The 19,303-nt window shown below is 68.2% G+C and carries 17 protein-coding genes; 11 read left to right on the forward strand and 6 right to left on the reverse strand.

From position 1 onward, the window contains the following. Nucleotides 1-27: 27 nt before the first annotated feature. Nucleotides 28-429 (reverse strand): hypothetical protein, encoded by a 402-nt coding sequence (locus tag U5760_RS04580; RefSeq protein WP_322009879.1) that lies wholly within the window; start codon nucleotides 427-429, stop codon nucleotides 28-30. Between the two features lie 308 nt (nucleotides 430-737). On the opposite strand from U5760_RS04580, the gene U5760_RS04585 reads away from it, so the two are divergent. From U5760_RS04585 to fumC, 5 genes are all read left to right on the forward strand, one after another. Next, a complete protein-coding gene (locus U5760_RS04585) occupies nucleotides 738-959 on the forward strand; it encodes an RNA-binding S4 domain-containing protein (RefSeq protein ID WP_322009880.1) in 222 nt (73 codons plus the stop codon). 160 nt (nucleotides 960-1,119) lie between these two features. Beyond that, a complete protein-coding gene (locus tag U5760_RS04590; RefSeq protein WP_322009881.1) occupies nucleotides 1,120-2,526 on the forward strand; it encodes an MATE family efflux transporter in 1,407 nt (468 codons plus the stop codon). 323 nt (nucleotides 2,527-2,849) lie between these two features. Then, the gene (gene panS, locus U5760_RS04595) at nucleotides 2,850-3,818 is read left to right on the forward strand and encodes a ketopantoate/pantoate/pantothenate transporter PanS (RefSeq protein WP_322009883.1); all 969 of its coding nucleotides are present in this window, start codon (nucleotides 2,850-2,852) and stop codon (nucleotides 3,816-3,818) included. Between the two features lie 162 nt (nucleotides 3,819-3,980). Then, nucleotides 3,981-5,636 carry a phospholipase D family protein gene (locus tag U5760_RS04600; protein ID WP_415914031.1) on the forward strand — a complete coding sequence of 552 codons (1,656 nt, stop codon included), beginning with the start codon at nucleotides 3,981-3,983 and terminating at the stop codon, nucleotides 5,634-5,636. 223 nt (nucleotides 5,637-5,859) lie between these two features. After that, nucleotides 5,860-7,260, forward strand: coding sequence for a class II fumarate hydratase (gene fumC / locus U5760_RS04605; RefSeq protein ID WP_322009885.1), 1,401 nt, complete (start codon nucleotides 5,860-5,862; stop codon nucleotides 7,258-7,260). Nucleotides 7,261-7,367: 107 nt separating this feature from the next. Here fumC and U5760_RS04610 read toward each other — a convergent pair whose 3' ends face one another. From U5760_RS04610 to U5760_RS04620, 3 genes are all read right to left on the reverse strand, one after another. Continuing rightward, entirely contained in the window at nucleotides 7,368-7,871 is a 504-nt protein-coding gene (locus U5760_RS04610; protein WP_415914032.1) for an acyl-CoA thioesterase, read from the reverse strand. 155 nt (nucleotides 7,872-8,026) lie between these two features. Next, on the reverse strand, nucleotides 8,027-9,046 hold the full coding sequence (locus U5760_RS04615) for a GlxA family transcriptional regulator (RefSeq protein WP_322010043.1): 1,020 nt from the start codon (nucleotides 9,044-9,046) through the stop codon (nucleotides 8,027-8,029). A gap of 130 nt (nucleotides 9,047-9,176) precedes the next feature. Then, nucleotides 9,177-9,323, reverse strand: coding sequence for a hypothetical protein (locus U5760_RS04620; protein ID WP_322009886.1), 147 nt, complete (start codon nucleotides 9,321-9,323; stop codon nucleotides 9,177-9,179). Nucleotides 9,324-9,532: 209 nt separating this feature from the next. Between U5760_RS04620 and U5760_RS04625 the strand changes: the two genes are divergently transcribed. Together U5760_RS04625 and U5760_RS04630 are read left to right on the forward strand one after the other, a co-directional pair. Continuing rightward, nucleotides 9,533-10,246 carry a helix-turn-helix transcriptional regulator gene (locus U5760_RS04625; protein WP_322009887.1) on the forward strand — a complete coding sequence of 238 codons (714 nt, stop codon included), beginning with the start codon at nucleotides 9,533-9,535 and terminating at the stop codon, nucleotides 10,244-10,246. A 242-nt stretch (nucleotides 10,247-10,488) separates the two neighbouring features. Beyond that, nucleotides 10,489-12,831 (forward strand): DUF6600 domain-containing protein, encoded by a 2,343-nt coding sequence (locus U5760_RS04630; RefSeq protein WP_322009888.1) that lies wholly within the window; start codon nucleotides 10,489-10,491, stop codon nucleotides 12,829-12,831. 121 nt (nucleotides 12,832-12,952) lie between these two features. Here U5760_RS04630 and U5760_RS04635 read toward each other — a convergent pair whose 3' ends face one another. Together U5760_RS04635 and U5760_RS04640 are read right to left on the reverse strand one after the other, a co-directional pair. Next, entirely contained in the window at nucleotides 12,953-13,924 is a 972-nt protein-coding gene (locus U5760_RS04635) for a thymidylate synthase (RefSeq protein ID WP_322009891.1), read from the reverse strand. Between the two features lie 207 nt (nucleotides 13,925-14,131). Beyond that, nucleotides 14,132-15,523, reverse strand: coding sequence for a sigma-54 dependent transcriptional regulator (locus tag U5760_RS04640; RefSeq protein ID WP_322009893.1), 1,392 nt, complete (start codon nucleotides 15,521-15,523; stop codon nucleotides 14,132-14,134). A 565-nt stretch (nucleotides 15,524-16,088) separates the two neighbouring features. Here U5760_RS04640 and U5760_RS04645 point away from each other — a divergent pair. From U5760_RS04645 to U5760_RS04660, 4 genes are all read left to right on the forward strand, one after another. Continuing rightward, nucleotides 16,089-16,607, forward strand: a complete 519-nt coding sequence (locus U5760_RS04645) for a hypothetical protein (RefSeq protein ID WP_322009894.1) — start codon at nucleotides 16,089-16,091, stop codon at nucleotides 16,605-16,607. An 88-nt stretch (nucleotides 16,608-16,695) separates the two neighbouring features. Further along, complete coding sequence (locus U5760_RS04650; RefSeq protein ID WP_322009896.1) at nucleotides 16,696-17,184, forward strand: hypothetical protein; 489 nt, start codon at nucleotides 16,696-16,698, stop codon at nucleotides 17,182-17,184. Further along, the gene (locus U5760_RS04655) at nucleotides 17,181-17,813 is read left to right on the forward strand and encodes a hypothetical protein (RefSeq protein ID WP_322009897.1); all 633 of its coding nucleotides are present in this window, start codon (nucleotides 17,181-17,183) and stop codon (nucleotides 17,811-17,813) included. The genes U5760_RS04650 and U5760_RS04655 overlap by 4 nt, the downstream gene beginning before the upstream one ends. Nucleotides 17,814-17,840: 27 nt before the next feature. Continuing rightward, the gene (locus U5760_RS04660; RefSeq protein WP_322009898.1) at nucleotides 17,841-19,259 is read left to right on the forward strand and encodes a hypothetical protein; all 1,419 of its coding nucleotides are present in this window, start codon (nucleotides 17,841-17,843) and stop codon (nucleotides 19,257-19,259) included. Nucleotides 19,260-19,303: the final 44 nt, after the last annotated feature.

Below are 19,303 nucleotides of genomic sequence, written 5' to 3' on the forward strand. Positions count from 1 at the left end.
TGCCGAAAACAACAGAACCGCCCCGGCTCAGTGCTCGGTGCTGCCGCCCGGCTGCTGCGCGGACTGCCCCTGCATCTCGCTCTTCATTTCATGGTCGGCCGCCTGGCGGTCGGCCCTGCGGTTGATCTTCGCGTCCTGCACCTGCGCCTTGTACTGCGACTTCGCGTCCTTCTTCGCCTCGCGATACTGGGCGTTCGCCTCGGCATTGGCGTTGCGCTTCTGGACGAGCGGATCGGTGGGCCCCGGCGCGGTCAGATTCTGCGGGGCAGGCGCCGGCTGCGCCACTCCGGCGGCAGCGGGCGCCTGAGACGGTGCTTGCGGCGGCATCTGGGCATTCGGGTCGGCGCCCTGCGCGAGCGCGCCGTGGGTGAAAGCCGCGGCGCAGGCCGTCAGGGCGACTCCGGTCAGCAGTTTGCGAATCTGGGTCATGGCGTATCCTCTCTGAAGTTATGTTCCGGGTGCTGCGGCCGGCGTAGCGGACTGCCGGGCGCGCCCCGCTCGATGGAGCCTGCCGTGAAACACTGCAGGCACAACCGCACCGGACGACAGGCTCTTTTTAGGGACACGCCGTTTTTGGGTGAAGTTCACCGAAGAGCGCCACCGTTACCGAACGTTTCACTTTCTGACAGTTCGACTACGACGCCGGCAGCGCGTTACGCGCACCGCATGCCGTATGATGCGAACCCTTCGATTCCACCCATCGCGGCACTTTGTCCCGCCCCCGGATTGCACACGCCATGCCCAACCTCGATTTCACGCTGACCGGCGATTTCGTCGAACTGCACAACCTCCTGAAGATCACGGGACTCGCGGACAGCGGCGGATCGGCCAAGCAGATCGTCGCCTCCGGGGCCGTGAAGGTGGATGGCGAGGTCGAGTTGCGCAAGACCTGCAAGATCCGCGCGGGCCAGGTCGTGCTGCTCGGCGATACGCGCATTGCGATACGCGAGCCGGACTAAAAAGCGGACTGAAAGAAACTGCACCAGAAATGGGCTTATTGATCGACAATAGGGTGATCCCGCAATAAGCTGTCTGCTTTGGCAGAAAGCCCATCATAAAAACGCCCTGTTTTAAACGCCCTGTTCCGCGCGGCGCGAGATTTCGCGCCGCTTGTCTTTCATGACCCGACCGACCCTCGCCACGCGCGCCATCGCGCCGCCCACGCTCTCCCGCCACGCCGCCGACACCGCGCGCCTTGCCGCGCCGCTCGCCATCGCCCAGCTCTCGCAGATGGCCATGAGCGTGACCGACACCGTGCTGCTCGGCTCGCTCGGCGCCGACGCGCTCGCGGCGGGCGGCCTCGGCGCGAACCTGTTCTTCGTCGTGGTGACGGTGCTGCAGGGCGTGCTGAGCTCGGTGAGCGTGAGCGTGGCGCACGCGCGCGGCGCGCAGAACGAAGACGATGTGCCGCACATCTACTGGACTGGCCTCGCGCTCGCGCTGTTGCTCTCGCTGCCCGCGTTCGCGATGCTCTCGTTCGCGGGCCCGATCCTGCTCGCGCTCGGCGAGCCGGCGCCGCTCGCGCAGCGCGTGGACGACTACGCGGCCGTGCTGCGCTGGGCCGCGCCCGCGAGCCTGATCGGCGTGGGATTGCTGCGCTCGTTCCTGCCTGCCATCGGCGCGGCGAAACGCCTGCTGTGGGTGTCGCTCGCGGGCGTGTTCGTCAACGGCTTCCTCAACTACGGGCTGATCCACGGCGTGTGGGGGCTGCCGCGCCTCGGCTTTCTCGGCTCGCCCACGGCCACCCTGATCACGATCTGGCTCACCGCCATCGTGCTGATGGCGCTCCTGCACCTGCGGCCTTCGCACCAGCATTTCGTCGCCGCGCGGCGCCCCACGGCGCCCAGGATGGGTGAGCTCGTCTCGATCGGCTGGCCCGTGGCGATCACCTACGCGGTCGAGGCCATGCTGTTCCTCGCCACCGGTCTGCTGATGGGCCTGCTCGGCGAAACGCCGCTCGCCGCGCACCAGATCGCGCTCAACGTGGCCTCCGTTTCGTTCATGGTGCCGCTCGCGATCGGCCAGGCAGCCAACGTGCGCGTGGGCTACTGGACCGGGGCCGGTCAACCCGGCGCGGCGCGCCACGCGGGTTTCGTCGCCCTTGCGCTCGGCGGGGGCTTCATGTCGCTCTCGGCGCTCGTGATGGTGTTCGCGCCGCACTGGATCGTCGGGCTCTACCTGCATCTCGACGACCCCGCCAACGCGGCCACCGTCTCGCTCGCGGCCTCGCTGCTGGGCGTCGCGGCGCTGTTCCAGATCGCCGACGGCGTGCAGACCGTCGGCTCGGGCTGCCTGCGCGGCCTCAAGGACACGCGCATCCCGATGATGGCGGCGACGCTCGGCTACTGGGGCATCGGCTTTCCCATCGGCTATGCGCTCGCGTTCCACTTCGGGCTGGGCGCCCGCGGACTCTGGTGGGGGCTCGCAGCCGGCCTCTCGACGGTCGCGCTGCTGATGACGCTGCGCTTTCACCGGATGAGCCGGCTGCGCGTCGCCGCGGCGGCGTCGCAAACCACACCGGCCTGAAACCGCAAAACGGCCTGGCAGGACGATCCCGGGACAAACCCTCGGCCGGGCTTGAACGATTAAGCGTGCGGTTAAAATAGCCCGGCTGCGCGCGCCGCCCAGAAGGCGTGCGGTCGCAGCGGACACGAGGAGACTCCCGAAAAGCGAGCGCCTGGCCACCACCGCGGCGGCGCCTGCACCGTCCCGCCGCGCGCGCCTTCACCCCCTTCAACCCTCAACCCGGGGCCGTGCGCCGCTCAGGCAACACACCGATGCGCCAGGGCACGCGCAGCCCCTGCACCGCGCCCGCAGCACTCACGACCATAAAACCGGACCACCCTTCCATGCTTGCCCCGATTACCCGCCTGTTCCCGCTCTGGGCCGTGCTCGTTTCGCTCCTCGCCTACTTCGCGCCGGGCTCGGTCGCGCCGATTGCGCCGCACGTCACCACGCTGCTCATGATCATCATGCTCGCGATGGGCGTGACGCTCTCCTTCGCCGACTTCCAGCGCGTCTTCACCCGCCCCGCGCCCGTGCTGGCCGGCATCTTCCTGCACTACCTCGTGATGCCGCTCGCGGCCTGGGCCATCGCGAAGGCACTGCACATGCCGCCCGACCTCACCGCGGGCATGGTGCTCGTCGGCAGCGTGGCGAGCGGCACCGCCTCGAACGTGATGATCTATCTCGCACGCGGCGACGTCGCGCTTTCGGTGACGATCAGCGCTCTCTCCACCCTGGTCGGCGTGTTCGCGACGCCGCTCCTCACGCGCCTCTATGTCGATGCGTCGATCGTGGTCGACGTGCGCGGCATGCTCCTGAGCATCCTGCAGATCGTGGGCCTGCCGATCGTGATCGGCCTCGTCGTCAACCGCTTCGCCGGGCATCTCGTGCGCCGCGTCGAGCCGGTGCTGCCGCTCGTCTCGATGGTCGCCATCCTCGCGATCATCGCCGCGGTGGTGGGCGGCACGCACGCGAGCATCGCGACGGTCGGGCCCGTGGTCGCGCTCGGCGTGGTGCTGCACAACGGCATCGGCCTGCTTGGCGGCTACTGGGGCGGGCGCCTGCTCGGCTTCGACGAATCCGTGTGCCGCACGCTCGCCATCGAGGTCGGCATGCAGAACTCGGGCCTCGCCGCCACGCTCGGCAAGCTCTACTTCTCGCCGCTCGCCGCGCTGCCCGGCGCGCTGTTCTCGGTGTGGCACAACCTTTCGGGATCGCTGCTTGCGGGCTACTGGGCGGGCAAGCCGGCGCGCGGCAGCACGCGCGACGCCGGGGAAGCGCCGCGGGCGGATACGCCGGCCGCGCGACGCTGAAAGCGCACCGGCGCGCCCCTGCCCCGTACGGGTCGAAAGCATGGGGCGCGCCGCTCTCGTAGAATCGGGACACACGCCGGAAGGCACCGCGACATCCCCGAAGACCGCAAGACATCGCCCGCGCGCCGTCGCCGCGCGCCTGGACCGCACGGGAGACCCCGCTTGATCGCGCCACCCGCCTCGACCGCATCCTCGTTGCGCCGCTACGCGGCCCGCGCGCTCATCTCCACCGTTTTCCTGGCGCTTCTCGCGGCATGCGCCACGCGCCCCCCGGCCACGGCTTACCCGCGCGACATCACGCACGCACTGCCGCCCACCGCGGCCACGCCGCTTGGCGCCGCGCTCGCCGTGCCCGAAGCCGCGCATCCGGGCCAGTCCGGCTTCCGCCTGCTCGCGACGGGCACCGACGCGCTGCAGATGCGCATCGCCCTCGCCCGCGCCGCGACGAAAACGCTCGACATGCAGTACTACATCGCGAACGAGGACACGACCGGCAAGCTGCTGCTGGGCGCGGCGCTCTACGCAGCCGATCGCGGCGTGCGCGTGCGCATGCTCGTGGACGACCTCAATTTCCGCGACATCGACCGCCTGATGGCGGCGCTCAACACGCATCCGAAAATCGAGATCCGCGTGTTCAATCCGTACGGCAGCGCGAACGCGGGGATGGTCGAGCGCACCACGAACCTCTTCACGAACCTCGACCAGTTCACGCGCCGCATGCACAACAAGGCGATGATCGTCGATAACCAGTTGGCGATCGTGGGCGGGCGCAACCTCGGCGACGAGTACTTCAGCGCGAGCCCCACGCTGCAGTTCAGCGATCTCGACGTGCTCGCCGCCGGCCCGGTGACGGCGCAGATTTCGGCGAGCTTCGACGCCTACTGGAACAGCAGCATCGCGTATCCCCTGGGCGTGCTGAACCGCCAGCATTTCGACCCGCACGACCTCGACACCGCACGCGACGAGCTGCGCAAGCACTGGCACGAAAACGCCGATCCGTACAACGCGAAGCCGCTGAACGCCACGCCGCTCGACGCGCAGATCACCCAGCACCAGTTGGGCCTCGTGTGGGCGAATTGCGCGTTCGTGGCCGATTCGCCGGAAAAGATCGCCGACGCGCAAAGCAGCCCGAACGACGAGATGGGCGCGGCCATGCGCTCGCTGCTCGACCGGATCCATGCCGCGCACCGCAGCGTGCTGGCCTTCACACCGTATTTCGTGCCGCACGACGCGGGCGTGGCGGAAGTGCGCAAGCTGACCGCGCAGGGCGTGCGCGTGGCGTTCCTGACCAACTCGCTCGCCGCCACCGACGCCGTCGCCGTGCAGGCCGGCTACAGCCCTTACCGCGTGCCGCTCCTGCGCGCGGGGGCCGAGCTCTACGAGTTCAAGCCGCGCCAGCCCGCGCGCAACGAACGTCAGCCGCTCGGCCTCGTCGGTTCGCGCTCGCGGGCGAGCCTGCACGCCAAGGCCTATGTGATCGACGACGAAACGCTCGTGATCGGCTCGCTCAATCTCGACCCGCGTTCGGCCAACCTCAACACCGAACTCGCGCTCACCATCGACAGCCCCGCGCTCGCGCACGAGGTGGCCGGCTATTTCGCGCTCGCGACCTCGCCCAAGGTCAGCTACCGCGTGACGCTCGCCACGCCCGCCCAGCGCGCCGCGCTCGCCGGCACCGCCGCGACTTCGCCGCTCGTCTGGACCGACGTGGACGAGAACGGCATGATCCGCACCTACAACCTCGACCCCAACGCGGGTTTCTACCGAAATCTCCTGACCGGGCTATTCTTGCTGTTGCCGCTCAACGACCAGCTGTAAAGACGTCCTCTGCCGACGGCCGGCGAGCCGCGGAACGAAGCCCGGCTTCGTGACATCCGTCCTGCCCGATTCGGCGATGTCCGCGCTCGTTTTCGTCCACAATCGGAGCCGAAGCGGACCCGAAGACGGACCCGAAGGCGGCCCTGAAAGCGGCCACAACGCGGACCTGACGCGAAGCCAACGCGGCCCCGAAACGGCGCCGCCCCATCCACCGGAGTGCACCATGACCGAAGACGTACGACTCGAACGCGACACGTTCGGCGAAATCGCCGTGCCTGCCGCGCGCCTCTGGGGCGCGCAGACGCAGCGTTCCCTGCAGAACTTCCGCATCTCGACCGAGAAGCAGTCGCCCGAGCTGATCACGGCGCTCGCCACGATCAAGCGCGCGGCGGCCGAGGTGAACCAGGGTCTCGGCGTGCTCGACGAGAAGAAGGCCCGCGCGATCATCGCCGCCGCCGACGAGATCATCGAAGGCAAGCATCCGGGCGAATTTCCGCTCGCCGTGTGGCAAACGGGCTCCGGCACGCAGACCAACATGAACCTCAACGAGGTGATCGCCAACCGCGCGAGCGAGATCCTCGGGGGCGAGCGCGGCGAGTCGCGCCTCGTGCATCCGAACGACGACGTGAACCGCGGCCAGTCGTCCAACGACGTGTTCCCCACCGCCATGCACGTGGCCGCGGCGTACGCGATCGTCAAGCATCTGCTGCCCGCGCTGAAGACGCTGCGCGACACGCTCGACGGCAAGGCCCGCGCGTTCGCCGATATCGTCAAGATCGGCCGCACGCACCTGCAGGACGCCACGCCGCTCACGCTCGGCCAGGAGTTCTCCGGCTACGTCGCGCAACTGGACCACGGCATCAGGCACGTCGAATCGTCGCTGCCGCATCTGTACGAACTCGCGCAGGGCGGCACGGCCGTGGGCACGGGCCTGAACGCGCATCCGCAGTTCGCGCAGAAGGTGGCCGAAACCATCGGCAAGCTCACCGGCCTGCCCTTCGTGAGCGCACCGAACAAGTTCGAAGTGATGGCCGCCGCCGATGCGCTCGTGTTCGCGCATGGGGCACTGAAGACCGTGGCGGCGAGCCTCATGAAAATCGCCAACGACATTCGCTGGCTCGCAAGCGGCCCGCGCTGCGGTCTCGGCGAACTCTCGATTCCCGAGAACGAACCGGGCAGCTCGATCATGCCGGGCAAGGTGAACCCTACGCAGTCCGAAGCAGTCACCATGCTCTGCTGCCAGGTGTTCGGCAACGACGTGGCGGTGAACTTCGGCGGCGCGAGCGGCAACTTCGAACTGAACGTGTTCCGCCCGATGATCGCGCATAACGTGCTGCAGTCGGTGCGCCTGCTCGCCGACGGCGCACTCTCCTTCAACGATCACTGCGCCGTGGGCATCGAGCCGAACCGCGCGCGTATCGACACGCTGCTCAACGAGTCGCTCATGCTCGTGACGGCGCTCAATCCGCACATCGGCTACGACAAGGCCGCGCAGATCGCCAAGAAGGCGCACAAGGAAGGCACCACGCTCAAGGCCGCCGCGCTCGCGCTCGGCCACGTGACCGAAGCGCAGTTCGACGAGTGGGTGAAGCCTGCCGAGATGGTCGGCAATCTCAAGAAGTAGCGGTAACGACGGTCGCGGTTTCGCACAAAAAACGGGCGGTGGGGACACGATCCCCACCGCCCGTTTTTTGTTCATGGCCGTGCTCGCGGGAGCATGGCGCTCCTCGCTTACACCACGCCCTTCGCCACCTCTTCGGGCTTCAGTTCGACGATCGCATCGAGTGCGTCCTTCACGTCGAGCGCGTATTTGGCCAGACGTTTCTGCTCATCCGTCTGCGGCTCGAACGGCGGCACCGGAATCGGATTGCCGTTCTCGTCCACGGCCACGAACACGATCAGGCAATCGGTCGTGAGGCGCAACTGGCCGCTCTTCGGGTCGCCCGCGTGCACCGTGATGTGGATGTGCATGGACGTGCGGCCCGTCGCCACCACGCGCGCGCGCAGCTCGACCATGTTGCCCACGAGGATCGGCCGGCGAAAACGGATGTTGCCCACGCTCACCGTCACGCAGTAGCGGCCCGACCAGACCGCCGCGCACGCGTAGGCCGTTTCGTCGATCCATTTCATCAGCGCACCGCCGTGCACTTTGCCGCCGAAGTTCACCGAGGTCGGCTCGGCGAGGAAGCGGAACGTCGTTTCCGAACGCTCCAGCGGCTGGGAAGGCGTACTCATGATGGGCTCCGCTCGTGGGCTCTGCCGCTGGCGCGGCATTTTTGTGGGAAGGCGTCGATTATACGGTCGCAATAAGGGCGGCGCAGTGTCGGGCCGGGCTGGCTCGCGCTCCGGCGGCGAGCCAGCCCCTGCTGCATATGAGCGGCATGAGTGGCCTAAGCGGCCGCGAAGCGCATGCGGTACTCCAGCGGCAGCACGCCGTAGCGGCGCTCGAAAGCGCGCCGCAGATTCTGCTCGCTGCCGAAGCCGCAGTCGGCCGCAATCCGCTTGAGCGGCTGGCGCGACTGCACGAGCGCATGCGCCGCGGCCTCCACGCGCATGGCCGACACCGTGCGCGCCGGCGTGCGGCCCACCTCGTCGGCATAGCGGCGCGCGAACGTGCGCGGGCTCATGTTGGCCGCTTCGGCAAGCCGCTCCACGCTCAGCTCCGTGTGCAGGTTCGCGGCCATCCAGCCGTGCAGGACGTCGAAGGTGCCGGCCGCCGAAGTCTGCGCCGCCAGCGCCTCGCTGAACTGCGCCTGGCCACCGGGCCGCTTCATGAACACCACGAGCCGCCGCGCGGCGTGCATGGCCACGTCGTGGCCGCAATCCTCCTCGATCAGCGCGAGCGAAAGGTCGATGCCCGCCGTCACGCCCGCCGAAGTCCAGACTACGCCGCCCGCGCGCTCGTCGCGAATGAAGATCGGATCGGGATCGACATCGACCTTCGGAAAGCGCCGTGCGAGCGCCGCGGCATTGCGCCAGTGGGTCGTGGCGCGACGCCCGTCCAGCAGCCCGGCGGCGGCGAGATAGAACGCGCCGGTGCACACCGAGGCGACGCGCCGCGCGCGCGGCGCACTGGCCGCGATCCAGGCCACCAGTTCGGCTTGCAACGGTGTGGTGTCGTCGATCGGGGTGCCGGGGACGATCAAGGTATCGATGGCGGCGGCATCGAGCGTATCGAGCCGCTCGGTGACGATGGGCAGGCCCACGAAAGTCGGCAGCACGCCGCCTTCCACCGAAGCCACCGTGATGCGGTAGGCGCAGGGCTCGCCCGTGGCCGTGCGCTCGGCCTGTGTTGCCCGAGCGGCAAGCTCGGCGCGCCAGAAAGCCTCGATCGGCCCGCAGGCGTCGAGCAGAACGAGATCGGGCGCAACGGCGAAAACGATATGGCGCGAAACGGACTGGGCAGGCATGGCGCAGCAGGCAAGCAAGGACACAATGCCCGCCATCATCGCACCGCGCCATGTGGCAGTCATGTCATTACAGCATCAATTTCTGCCAGAGCCAGGTGCGAACCAGGCGCAAGCGAGGCACGCGCCGCGCTCAATGGCGAATGGCGATGCCTTCGTCGATGGTGCCGTACATCTCGATGCCGCTCGCGTCGCTCGACGGCAGGTGGCCGCTCTGGGCGCAGGCTGCGCACAGGAGCGCGAGGGAGCAGGCGGCCGCGAGGGCCAGAAGACGTTTCATCTCTGCATGCCAGGGGAATGAGGCTCCGATTCTAGCGCAGCGCACTCTGCGCCCGCAGGAAAAGGCCCCGGCAGAGACCGCCAGCACGCACCCACCGGCACCCGACATTTCAGTCCATCGTGAAACGTCGAATGCCTCGCGCGATTAAAGTAGAGACTTGGCACCCGCGTGCCGCCCCAAGGAACGCCCAGAGGACATCAGGAGCCGCCATGCCCGCCCCGTTCACCGACGAAGCCGGCCATTTCCCCGGCCTTTCGCGCATCGGCGCGCTGCTCGCCGACCCCGGCCGCGCCGCGATGCTGTTCGCGCTGATGGACGGCAGCGCCCGCCCTGCCGGCGAGCTCACGCTGATCGCCGGGCTGTCGCCGTCCGCTGCGAGCGCCCACCTCGCCCGCCTGACCGACGGCGGCCTGCTCGCGCTCACCGTGCAGGGCCGCCACCGCTACTACCGGATCGCGACGCCCGACATCGCGGCGGCCATCGAGGCGCTCATGAACATCGCCGAGGCGGCCGCGCCGCAGCGCCCGGTGACGAAGCCGGCCCGCACGGTGCCGCTGGAGATGCGGCACGCCCGCACCTGCTACGACCACATGGCGGGCGAAGTAGCGGTGCGCGTGTTCGAGCGCTTCGTGGACGACGGCCTGCTCGTGATCGAAGGCGACAGCCTCGACGCCTCGCCCGATGGCGCCGCCCGCCTGCGCGACTGGGGCGTCGATATCGGCGCGCTGCGCGCGCGCCGGCGGCGCTTTGCCTGCACCTGCCTCGACTGGAGCGAGCGCCGGCCGCACCTCGGGGGCGCGCTCGGCGCCGCGCTGCTGGATTCGTGGATCGCGGGCGGCTGGGTCGAGCGCGCGAGCCGGCCGCGCGTGCTGCGCATCACACCCACCGGGCAGCGCGAATTCGACGCACTCACGGCGGTTTAGCGGCACCTCACACATCGTCTCGTCCCCTCTATCCATCCACACCGGGCGCGCCGCGGCAACTGCGCGCCCCATTCTCCGGCGCAAGACCGACGCATCCGCCAACCTTGCAATCCTTACACGATCAACACGTTCTGTTACATCTGGGCCATAAGGTTTTACAATTCCGCGCGCATGGAAACAGGCACGCCCGCTACAGTGCCTCACAGGACGCCCCGAAAAAACGGCGCCCCACGGAGAAAAACATGACAGAGCGCACACCGAACCTCACCGCTTTTCGCCGGCTCGCCGGCCACACGCTGATAGCCTGCGCCGCGATGGCGGCGCTAAACCTCGCCGCTGCCCCGGCCTATGCCCAGTCGGCGCCGCCCGGGGCGCAGGAAGGAACGAACGTCGATCCGCCGGGCCGTATTGCACGGCTCGACTACACGGCCGGCGCCGTCACGACCGAACCGGCCGGCGCCACCGACTGGTCCTACGCCCAGATCAACCGCCCGCTCACGACCGGCGACCAGCTCTGGAACGACGCCAACGCGCGCTCGGAACTGCACATCGGCTCGACGGCCGTGCGCATGAGCGCGCAGACGAGCCTCGACATCCTCAACCTCGACGATACGAACGCCCAGCTGAAGGTCACGCAAGGCACGCTGTCCACCCGCGTGCGCGAACTGGCGCCCGGCAGCACGTACGAAATCGATACACCGAACCTCGCGCTCGGCCTGAACGGCCCCGGCGACTATCGCGTGGACGTCGCACCGGACGGCAGCTCGACCACGGTAACCGTGCGCAGCGGCAGCGCCACGGTGTACGGCGAGAACGGCCAGATTCCGGTTTCGGCGGGCCAGCAGATCGTGTTCTCCGGCACCAACCTGCAGGAGACGGCCAGCAACGGCTTGCCGCAGCCCGACGCCTTCGACGAATGGGCGCTCTCGCGCGACGAAGCCGAAGACCGCTCGGTGTCGGCGCGCTATGTCTCGCGCGACATGCCCGGCTACGAAGACCTCGACGCCAACGGCACGTGGCGCGAGAACCCGCAGTACGGCGAAGTCTGGGTGCCGACCGCCCAGCCCGCCGGCTGGGCGCCGTACCATGACGGCCACTGGGTCTGGCAAGCCCCGTGGGGCTGGACGTGGGTGGACGACGCGCCGTGGGGCTTCGCGCCTTACCACTACGGCCGCTGGGCTTACGTGGGCAGCAGCTGGGCGTGGGTGCCCGGCCCGCTCGTCGTGAGCGCGCCGCCCGTCTATGCACCTGCACTCGTCGCCTTCGTGGGCGGCGGTGGCGGCGGCGGTGTGGACTGGAGCGTGGGCCTGACCGTGGGCGGCGTGGCCGCGGCGGGCGTGGCCTGGTTCGCGCTCGGGCCGGGAGAAGCCTGGCATCCGGGCTGGGGCGGCTGGAGCCCGCATTACTACCAGCGCGTGAACCAGACCGTCGTGGTCAACAACGTGCACGTGACCAACGTCACGAACATCAACGTGCACAACACCTACATCAACTATCGCGCGCCCGGCGCCGTGACGGCGGTGCCCGCGACGGCGTTCGTCCACGGCCAGCCGGTTGCGCGCTTCGCGCAGCACGTCGATCCGCAGCAGTGGCGCAATGCCCGCATCCAGCCGGGCACGCCGGGCATCGCGCCGGTTCAGGGCAGCTTCGGCGGCAGCCTGCAGCGCGCCAACTACCGCCCGCCCGCGGCGCTCGCACAGCGCCAGGTGGTGGCGACGCGTGCGGCCGTCACGCCGCCCGCCTTCCACGACACGCTGGCCCAGCGCTTTGCCCACGAGGGCGGCGCCGTGCCGGGTGTCGGCGCGCCCGTGGTGCGCGTGTCCGCGCCGGAACATGCGCCGCTCGAAGCCGCGCATGGCGGTTGGGCGCCGCAGAACGTGCGCGTGGTGCCGCCGCATTCGCCCGTGATCCGCGAAGCCGCACGGCCTGCCGGCGCGGCGCCGCAGCCGGCTCGTCCGGGCGGCACGCCGGCGCCCGAGCACGGCCAGCCGGGCACGCCGCCCGTAATGGCGAACGGTCACGAGCCGGCGCAGCAGGAGCACGGCGTGCCGCATCCGCCGCAAGCTGACGCAGCGCGGCCTGAAGCGGCTCGTCCCGAAAGCGGTGCGCCGAATGCCCCGCGCGAGGCCGAAGCGCATCAGCCGGCGTGGACACAGCCGCATGCGCCGATGGAGTCGCACGGCGAACCCGGCAACGCAGCCCGTCCTGGCGAGTTCGCGGCGCAACATGAGCCGCAGGCCCAGTCGCAACGCAACATCGAGCCGCAAGCCGAGGCCCGCCCGCAGGCACAGCAGGCCCCGCAGCGCCCGCCTGAGCAGGCACGCGAGGAATTCCACCCTCAGCCGCAGGCCCAGCCGCGCCCCGAAGAAGCCCAGCCGCGTGCGGAATTCCATCCGCAGCCGCAGCCCGAGCAACGCCCGGAACCGCGTCCGCAGCCTCAGGCGCATGCCGAACCCCAGCCCCGCCCGCAACCCCAGGCGCACGCAGAACCGCGCCCGCAACCTCAGCCGCACGCCGAGCCGCACCCGGTACCGCATCCGGATGAGCACGCGAGCGGCGGTCACGACGACCACAAGCGCGGTTGATGTCGAACGCCTTCGGGGCCGTCCCCCGAGGGCGTGAAACGCAAAAGCCCGCGAACTTCGCAGTTCGCGGGCTTTTTTGTCTCTTTTGCCGGTCTGGTCGACCTTAAGTAAGACCCGGGCCTCAGACCGCCATCGGCGCGGTGAGCGGCTCGTGATGCCTATAACCCACCAGCGAAAAATCGGCCGGCTCCACCTTTTCAAGCCACTCCGGCTCGTACACGCCCGTCTTCGCATACTCGGGCACCCGCTCCGAAATCGCCAGTTGCGGGCTTTCGAACGGCTCGCGGCGCAACTGCTCGTTGAGCATATCGAGCTGGTTTTCGTAGATATGCGCGTCGCCGATGAAGTAGGTGAACCAGCGCGGCGTATAGCCCGTCAGCCGTCCGACCAGATGCAGCAGCACCGCGCCTTCGGTGAGGTTGAACGGCGTGCCGAGGCCCACGTCGTTGCTGCGGATGTAGAGGCACAGCGAAATCTCGCGCTTCGCGGGATTCGGCAGGAACTGGTACAGCAGATGGCACGCAGGCAGCGCGATCTCTTCCAGCACCGCCGGATTCCACGCATGAAACAGAATCCGCCGGTCGGTGGGGTGGCTCATGATCGTGTCGAGACACTGGCGCAGCTGGTCGATCGCCTTGTAAAGCAGCACCTTCGGGCGGCCGTCCTCGACGAACTGCGTCACGCGGGCGTAACCGCGCGACTCGGCGTCGGCAATCCGCGCCGTGGCGTCGGCATCGAGCACCTTGTAGGCGGGCCACTGGCGCCATTGCACGCCATAGACGTCACCGAGGTCGTCCGGGCCTTCGCGGTAGGGGTTGGCGAGCCACTGCGCATTGTCGTTGGCGTTCGCGTCCCAGACCTTGCAGCCGAGCGCGCGGAAGTCGGCCGCGCTGCGCGAGGCGCGCATGAAGCCGATCAGCTCGCCCACGGCGGACTTGAACGCCAGTCTCTTGGTGGTGACGGCGGGAAAGCCCTGCTGGAGATCGAAGCGCAGCATCGCGCCAGGCTGGCTGATCGTGCGGATGCCCGTGCGGTTTTCCTGCCACGTGCCGGTGTCGAGAATCGAGCGGACGAGCTCGAGATACTGTTTCATGCGGGGTTCCCTCGGCGGCCGGATCCAGTGCCCTGTGGGCCCGGACTGACCTGGTTCGGCCTGGTCTGGCTTGGCTGGCCCGGTTCGGATGGCCAAACCCCGATTCTAGCAAGTCGCGCGATAACGCAAAGAGAGAGACAGGCGGCGCACACGAGGCGCGGCGCCTGCCCGGATCGACAACCCGTTCACAGCCCGTTCACCACGCGCTCAAACCCCGCCGCTCGAAGCCAGCCCGCCCGGATGCGGCGCGAGCGGTTCGCTTTCCATGTGGCGCATGCCGTGCGCACAAAGGAGCCGGTAGAGGGTCACGCGCGAGATGCCGAGTTCCTGGGCGGCGTCGCCGAGGCGCCCGCGATGGCGCAGCAGCGCAAGCTCGATCGCCTGGCGCTCGGCGGCCTCGCGCGCCTGCGCGAGCGACACCGGCACCACCTCGACATAGTCGCCGAGTTCGAGGTCGCGCGCCGTGATGGCCCGCCCCTCCGACATCACGATCGCCCGCCGCACGCGGTTGATGAGCTCGCGCACATTGCCCGGCCAACTGTAGTTGTGAAGCGCGGCGATCGCGTCGGGCGAAAAGCCGCGCAGGCGCCGGCTGCCGTCCTTGCGAAAACGCTCGAGCATGTGACGCGCGAGCAACTCGATATCCTTGCCGCGCGCGCGCAGCGGCGGCTCGTCGATCTGCAGCACGCACAGCCGGTGATACAGATCCTGGCGGAAGCGCCCTTCGTGCATGGCCGCGCGCATATCGACGTGGGTGGCGGAAATGATGCGCACGTCCACCGGCATCGACTGATGGCCGCCCAGCCGCTCGATCTTGCCTTCCTGCAGGAAGCGCAGCAGGCTCGCCTGGCTTTCCATCGGCAGGTCGCCGATTTCGTCGAGGAAAAGCGTGCCGCCGTTGGCCGCTTCCACGCGCCCGACCTTGCGCTGGCTCGCGCCCGTGAAGGCGCCGCGCTCGTAGCCGAACAGTTCCGACTGCAGCAGGTGCGGCGGAATCGCGCCGCAGTTGATCGGCACGAACGGCGCATTGCGCCGCGCCGAACGCTCGTGAATGGCGACGGCGGTCAGCTCCTTGCCCGTGCCCGATTCGCCCGAGATGAACACCGGGGCGTCGGTCATGGCCACCTTGCGGATCGAGCGGAAGAGCGCGAGCATCGCCTCGCACGAACCGACCATTTCGCCTTCGGCGCCGCCCGTGGTGTCGTTCGAGGCCGCCTCGCCGAGCGAGACCATGCCATACGCATGGCCGACCGAATCGACGATGCGCTCGCCGTTCCAGGGCACCGTTACGTAATCGAAACAGTAGTCGCGCACGAGACGGCGCAGCGCGGCGTCCTTCAACTGGCCCGTGGTAGTAGCCGCCACCCAGCCGACGTTGGGCAACGTAAGACACGGCTCGAACGAACCGATTTCATGTAGATGGAAATGACTGGACAGATCGAGCAAACCACCCGCGGGCGTGCCGGCGCGCAGCGCCCGGCGTGCATCCCGCGCATTGCCGACGATTTCCACATGCCAGCCCCGCTCGTGGAAACGCTCGTGCAGCGCTGCATTGGGATCTCGCGTCACGTATATCAATTGCCGCGTTGCGGGTTCCATTATTCAGATCCTCTCGCCAAACACAGTGTTGGAGAATGACGGCACGCACCTGAATGGCAGACACGCAGCAATCCAGCGCCTTTTCACCTCCCCTCGAATGGTGGTGAACGGACATGCTTTTTGCTGTGGGCATAACCCCGATCCGCGGCGTGAGTCAGTGGCCTCTGTGGGCTTTTTGTTTTCCGCTTTACAGCGTTTTCTGAAGCTTACTATACGCTCAGGCAGGATGGATAGGAAATATGCCCGGCGAATCAAAACGGGCCGGATGGAAAGGCTTCCACTGTCTGAATCCCGCGAAAACCCTCATATAGTCGGAACAAATTAATCCATATGTTTTCTTTCGACTATTGCTCCCCCGATTAAAAGCCGCCTTAGCGGATGTTACTTTCGCGCAATGCGTAACTGCGCCCAACCGCGATTTAACGTTTCGGCGTTTCAGCACTGAAACGTTTTGGTGAAAATCGGCAGTTCAAATCCCGCAGAAAATACCGCACACCGAAGCGCATCAACGGATTGCGGCGCATGGCACACGTTTCGCTAAATCTCCCGCACCAGGAGATACGCCATGCGACTCGATCATCAAACTGTCAAACGCCAGCTCGCCAGCAGCGCCGCCGCCCTCGCGGCCGCCGCGCTTCTCGTGCTCGCGGCGCCTGCACAGGCGCAGTCGTTCGATACCGGTGCGCAGATCGCCACGGCGGCGGCAAACGTGATGGCCGATGTCATTCCTGCAACGCGCGACAGCACGTTCGCCGATGCGAAACCCATTTCCGCGACGTTCGAACTGAGCGCGGCGCCCGCCGACAGCAGCCCGGCTGCCGACAGCGGCCCCCTTGCCGCCGATCCGTCGCCGGCCGCCGACGACAGCGTGGTGGCAGGCATCGGCGCGCTGGACGACCAGACGCTCTCGCACCAGCGCGGCGGCGCCGTCGGCATGTTGATGGTGGCGGCCACGCCGCAGCTCATGCACGGCGGCAACAGCGTCACCCTGTGGGATGAAATCGCACCGCCCGCGCCGCTGCCGATCCCGGTCGACAGCTCGCAGGCCGCGCAAGGAAACGTTGCCAGCTACACGAGAAGGTAGGCCAGCGCAATCAGGCCGGGCCGCTCGCGCGGCACGGCGTCCGGCACGGCGCGCAATACAGGACGCGCCGAACCGGCAGGAGACCGACATGACAGGACGTACGACGACGCCAGCCTGCGGCCGGCGTTCAGCAGGGGTCGCCGCGGTGATCTGCGGGTTCCTTGCGGCGGGGGTAGCAGCAGGAGCGATGGCGCAAGCCGTGAATCCCGGCGACATCATCGTCGAGCGCGATATCACGCCGCGCAGCGCCTTCGGCAGCGTGCCGAAGAGCCAGGACCCGGTGCTCGTGCGCGCCACCACGTTCCCGGCGAACAGCTTCGACCCGACCATGGCCGCCGTCGTCTCCGACGCCGAACTCACCAGCGCGCACGGCAACACGGGCGTCTCGCCGGGCACGACCGCCGGCGCCACGGCCGCCAGCATGCAGATGCTCACGGGCCTGCTCACCGGCCGCGAGAACGGCAACAGCATGGGCATGGGCGCGGGCGTCCAGGCAGGCAGCATGGGCGGCTCGATCGCCGGCGCCGTGACGGGTGCGCTCTCGCCGATCTCGGCCGCGCTCGGAGCCGTGAAATGAGCGCGCGCCCCCTTCTCTCGCGCTGGCCGCGCGCCGCCGCGCTCGCACTCGCCGCCGCCCTCGGGCTCGCCGCGGGCACGGCCGGGGCGCAGGCCCAGGCCGTGGTGGGCGCCGTGGCAGACATCGGCGCGGGTGCGGCCAACAACACGGTCGGGGCGGTCACCGTCAACGAGGCGGCCGGCCTGAACAACGCCCAGTCCAATCAGTTGACGATCACGAGCGGTGCGCCGCTGATGGTCAACGGCACCAGCAGCGCGCAGAGCGCCAGCGCCAACGCCCGCCTCCCCTATGCGAGCGCGAGCATCGGTGCAGGCGCCTTCGCCAACGCGTCCGGCGCAGTCATGGTCAACCAGACTGCCGGCGTGGGAAATACCCAGAGCAACAGCGCCAGGATCGGCGCTGGTGTGATCGGTGTTGAAACTGTCTCGGACGGGGATCTGTCTGCGGCGGCGGCAACGAACGGGGGTCCGGGTCAATCGGCCCAGGCCAGTGGCATTCGTGAGGCGAGTATCGGCAGTACCGCTTTCAGGAATGCGACTGGTCTCGTGCAGGTGAACCAGACCGTCGGAGCCGGTAATGCTACGGCGAACAGTTTTGTGCTCCGTCCCCCGGCGGGCACTCTTTTCTAACTGACCAATCAGTATCGGAGCGACATCATGAAGCGCACTCTCATTGCTGCGGCAGTTCTCGCGGTCTCGTCGGGCAGCGTCTTCGCCCACGGCTGGAAGGATCCGTTCATCTTCAACTCGACGATCGTCAACGAAGGCGTCGATGTGTGGGGCGGCGTCCTGCTGTATGGCTGCGTCGGCGTATCGAGCACCACCGGCGCCGTCGTCAACAACACGCAAAGCGCCAACCTGGACGGCGTGACGCTCACGCCGAACCTGCCGAGCGGCACCTACACCACCGGCGCCGTGAAGACGACCTTCGACAACACGAAGCAGTCGATCAACGCAGGCGGCAGCGCCTCCGGCTCGATCACGACGAAGGTGTACAGCGCTTCGGCCGGCGCCCAGGGCGCCCAGGAATCGTCGGGTTATGCCTATGGCAACCAGTCGGCGTTCGCCGCCGGCGGCGGCTACCAATATAGCCAGCAAAGCGCGGGCGTCGGCGGCTACTTCTACAACACGAATCAGAGCCAGGGCGGTCACATCTCCGCAGGCGGCCAGGCCGGCGTCACGTATGGCTCGTCCCACTACTACAACCCGTGGACCGGCCAGAGCGGCGGCAGCGGCTACATCGCCGGAGGCCTCTCCGCCGGCTACAACGCGTCCAGCTATGCCAAGGGCTCGGGTGTCGGCGGCTACTTCGAAGGCACGGAAGGCTCGGGCCAGGGCTCGGTGTGGGGCTATCAGGCGAACGAAGGCTCGGGCTATCAGGCCTCCGGCGAACAGTCGAGCGGCTACAGCGTGTATGGCGCCGTCAACTCGGCTTCGGTCAACGCCCGCTGGAACCTCAACGCGCATGACGACACCGTGAACGAAACGACGACCGGTTCGGTCACGACGCACTACAACGGCATCCCGACCGGTACGCTCGACGCGAACATCGGCGACGCCGGATCGGGTGCGATGGGCGTGTCCGGCAACGTCGGCATCAACATCACGCAAGGTGTCGACAACGTGCAGAGCAACGACGCTTCGCTTGCCATGATCGATGCGGGCAGTGTGTTCGGTAACGCACAGATCTTCAACAGCCAGCAGTCGTCGGGCAATGCGTCGATCAAGAACTTCAACGTCACGGCTTCGATCGGCAACAACGTGCTCGCCGGCGCCAGCGGCAACATCGGCGTGAACGTCGCAGCGGGCGTGGGCAACGTGCAGAACAACAGCCTCGCCGCCGCCAGCAGCACCGACAAGACGGCTCCGTCCGGCGCTGCGATGGTCGCCACCGACCAGAACAGCCAGGAAGCCAGCCTGAACTTCAACGGCTCGTTCGGCGGTACCGCTTCGATGGCCGGCAGCGCGCTCGCCGGTGCCAGCGGCAACATCGGCGTGAACATCGCCGGCGGCGCTGGCAACGTGCAGCACAATGGCCTCGCCATCGCGGCTCTGACCGTCGGAACCGGGAAGTAACTGACGCTTCACAAGGCACCACCCGCGCCGGCCGCCACTGCAGC

The organism is Paraburkholderia sp. J12, assembly GCF_905220215.1.
GTDB lineage: Bacteria > Pseudomonadota > Gammaproteobacteria > Burkholderiales > Burkholderiaceae > Paraburkholderia.

Coding starts and splice junctions, on each gene's coding strand:
- U5760_RS04580 (WP_322009879.1), bottom strand. CDS start 429: ATGACCCAGATTCGCAAACTGCTGACCGGAGTCGCCCTGACGGCCTGC.
- U5760_RS04585 (WP_322009880.1), top strand. CDS start 738: ATGCCCAACCTCGATTTCACGCTGACCGGCGATTTCGTCGAACTGCAC.
- U5760_RS04590 (WP_322009881.1), top strand. CDS start 1,120: ATGACCCGACCGACCCTCGCCACGCGCGCCATCGCGCCGCCCACGCTC.
- panS (WP_322009883.1), top strand. CDS start 2,850: ATGCTTGCCCCGATTACCCGCCTGTTCCCGCTCTGGGCCGTGCTCGTT.
- fumC (WP_322009885.1), top strand. CDS start 5,860: ATGACCGAAGACGTACGACTCGAACGCGACACGTTCGGCGAAATCGCC.
- U5760_RS04610 (WP_415914032.1), bottom strand. CDS start 7,871: ATGAGTACGCCTTCCCAGCCGCTGGAGCGTTCGGAAACGACGTTCCGC.
- U5760_RS04615 (WP_322010043.1), bottom strand. CDS start 9,046: ATGCCTGCCCAGTCCGTTTCGCGCCATATCGTTTTCGCCGTTGCGCCC.
- U5760_RS04620 (WP_322009886.1), bottom strand. CDS start 9,323: ATGAAACGTCTTCTGGCCCTCGCGGCCGCCTGCTCCCTCGCGCTCCTG.
- U5760_RS04625 (WP_322009887.1), top strand. CDS start 9,533: ATGCCCGCCCCGTTCACCGACGAAGCCGGCCATTTCCCCGGCCTTTCG.
- U5760_RS04630 (WP_322009888.1), top strand. CDS start 10,489: ATGACAGAGCGCACACCGAACCTCACCGCTTTTCGCCGGCTCGCCGGC.
- U5760_RS04635 (WP_322009891.1), bottom strand. CDS start 13,924: ATGAAACAGTATCTCGAGCTCGTCCGCTCGATTCTCGACACCGGCACG.
- U5760_RS04640 (WP_322009893.1), bottom strand. CDS start 15,523: ATGGAACCCGCAACGCGGCAATTGATATACGTGACGCGAGATCCCAAT.
- U5760_RS04645 (WP_322009894.1), top strand. CDS start 16,089: ATGCGACTCGATCATCAAACTGTCAAACGCCAGCTCGCCAGCAGCGCC.
- U5760_RS04650 (WP_322009896.1), top strand. CDS start 16,696: ATGACAGGACGTACGACGACGCCAGCCTGCGGCCGGCGTTCAGCAGGG.
- U5760_RS04655 (WP_322009897.1), top strand. CDS start 17,181: ATGAGCGCGCGCCCCCTTCTCTCGCGCTGGCCGCGCGCCGCCGCGCTC.
- U5760_RS04660 (WP_322009898.1), top strand. CDS start 17,841: ATGAAGCGCACTCTCATTGCTGCGGCAGTTCTCGCGGTCTCGTCGGGC.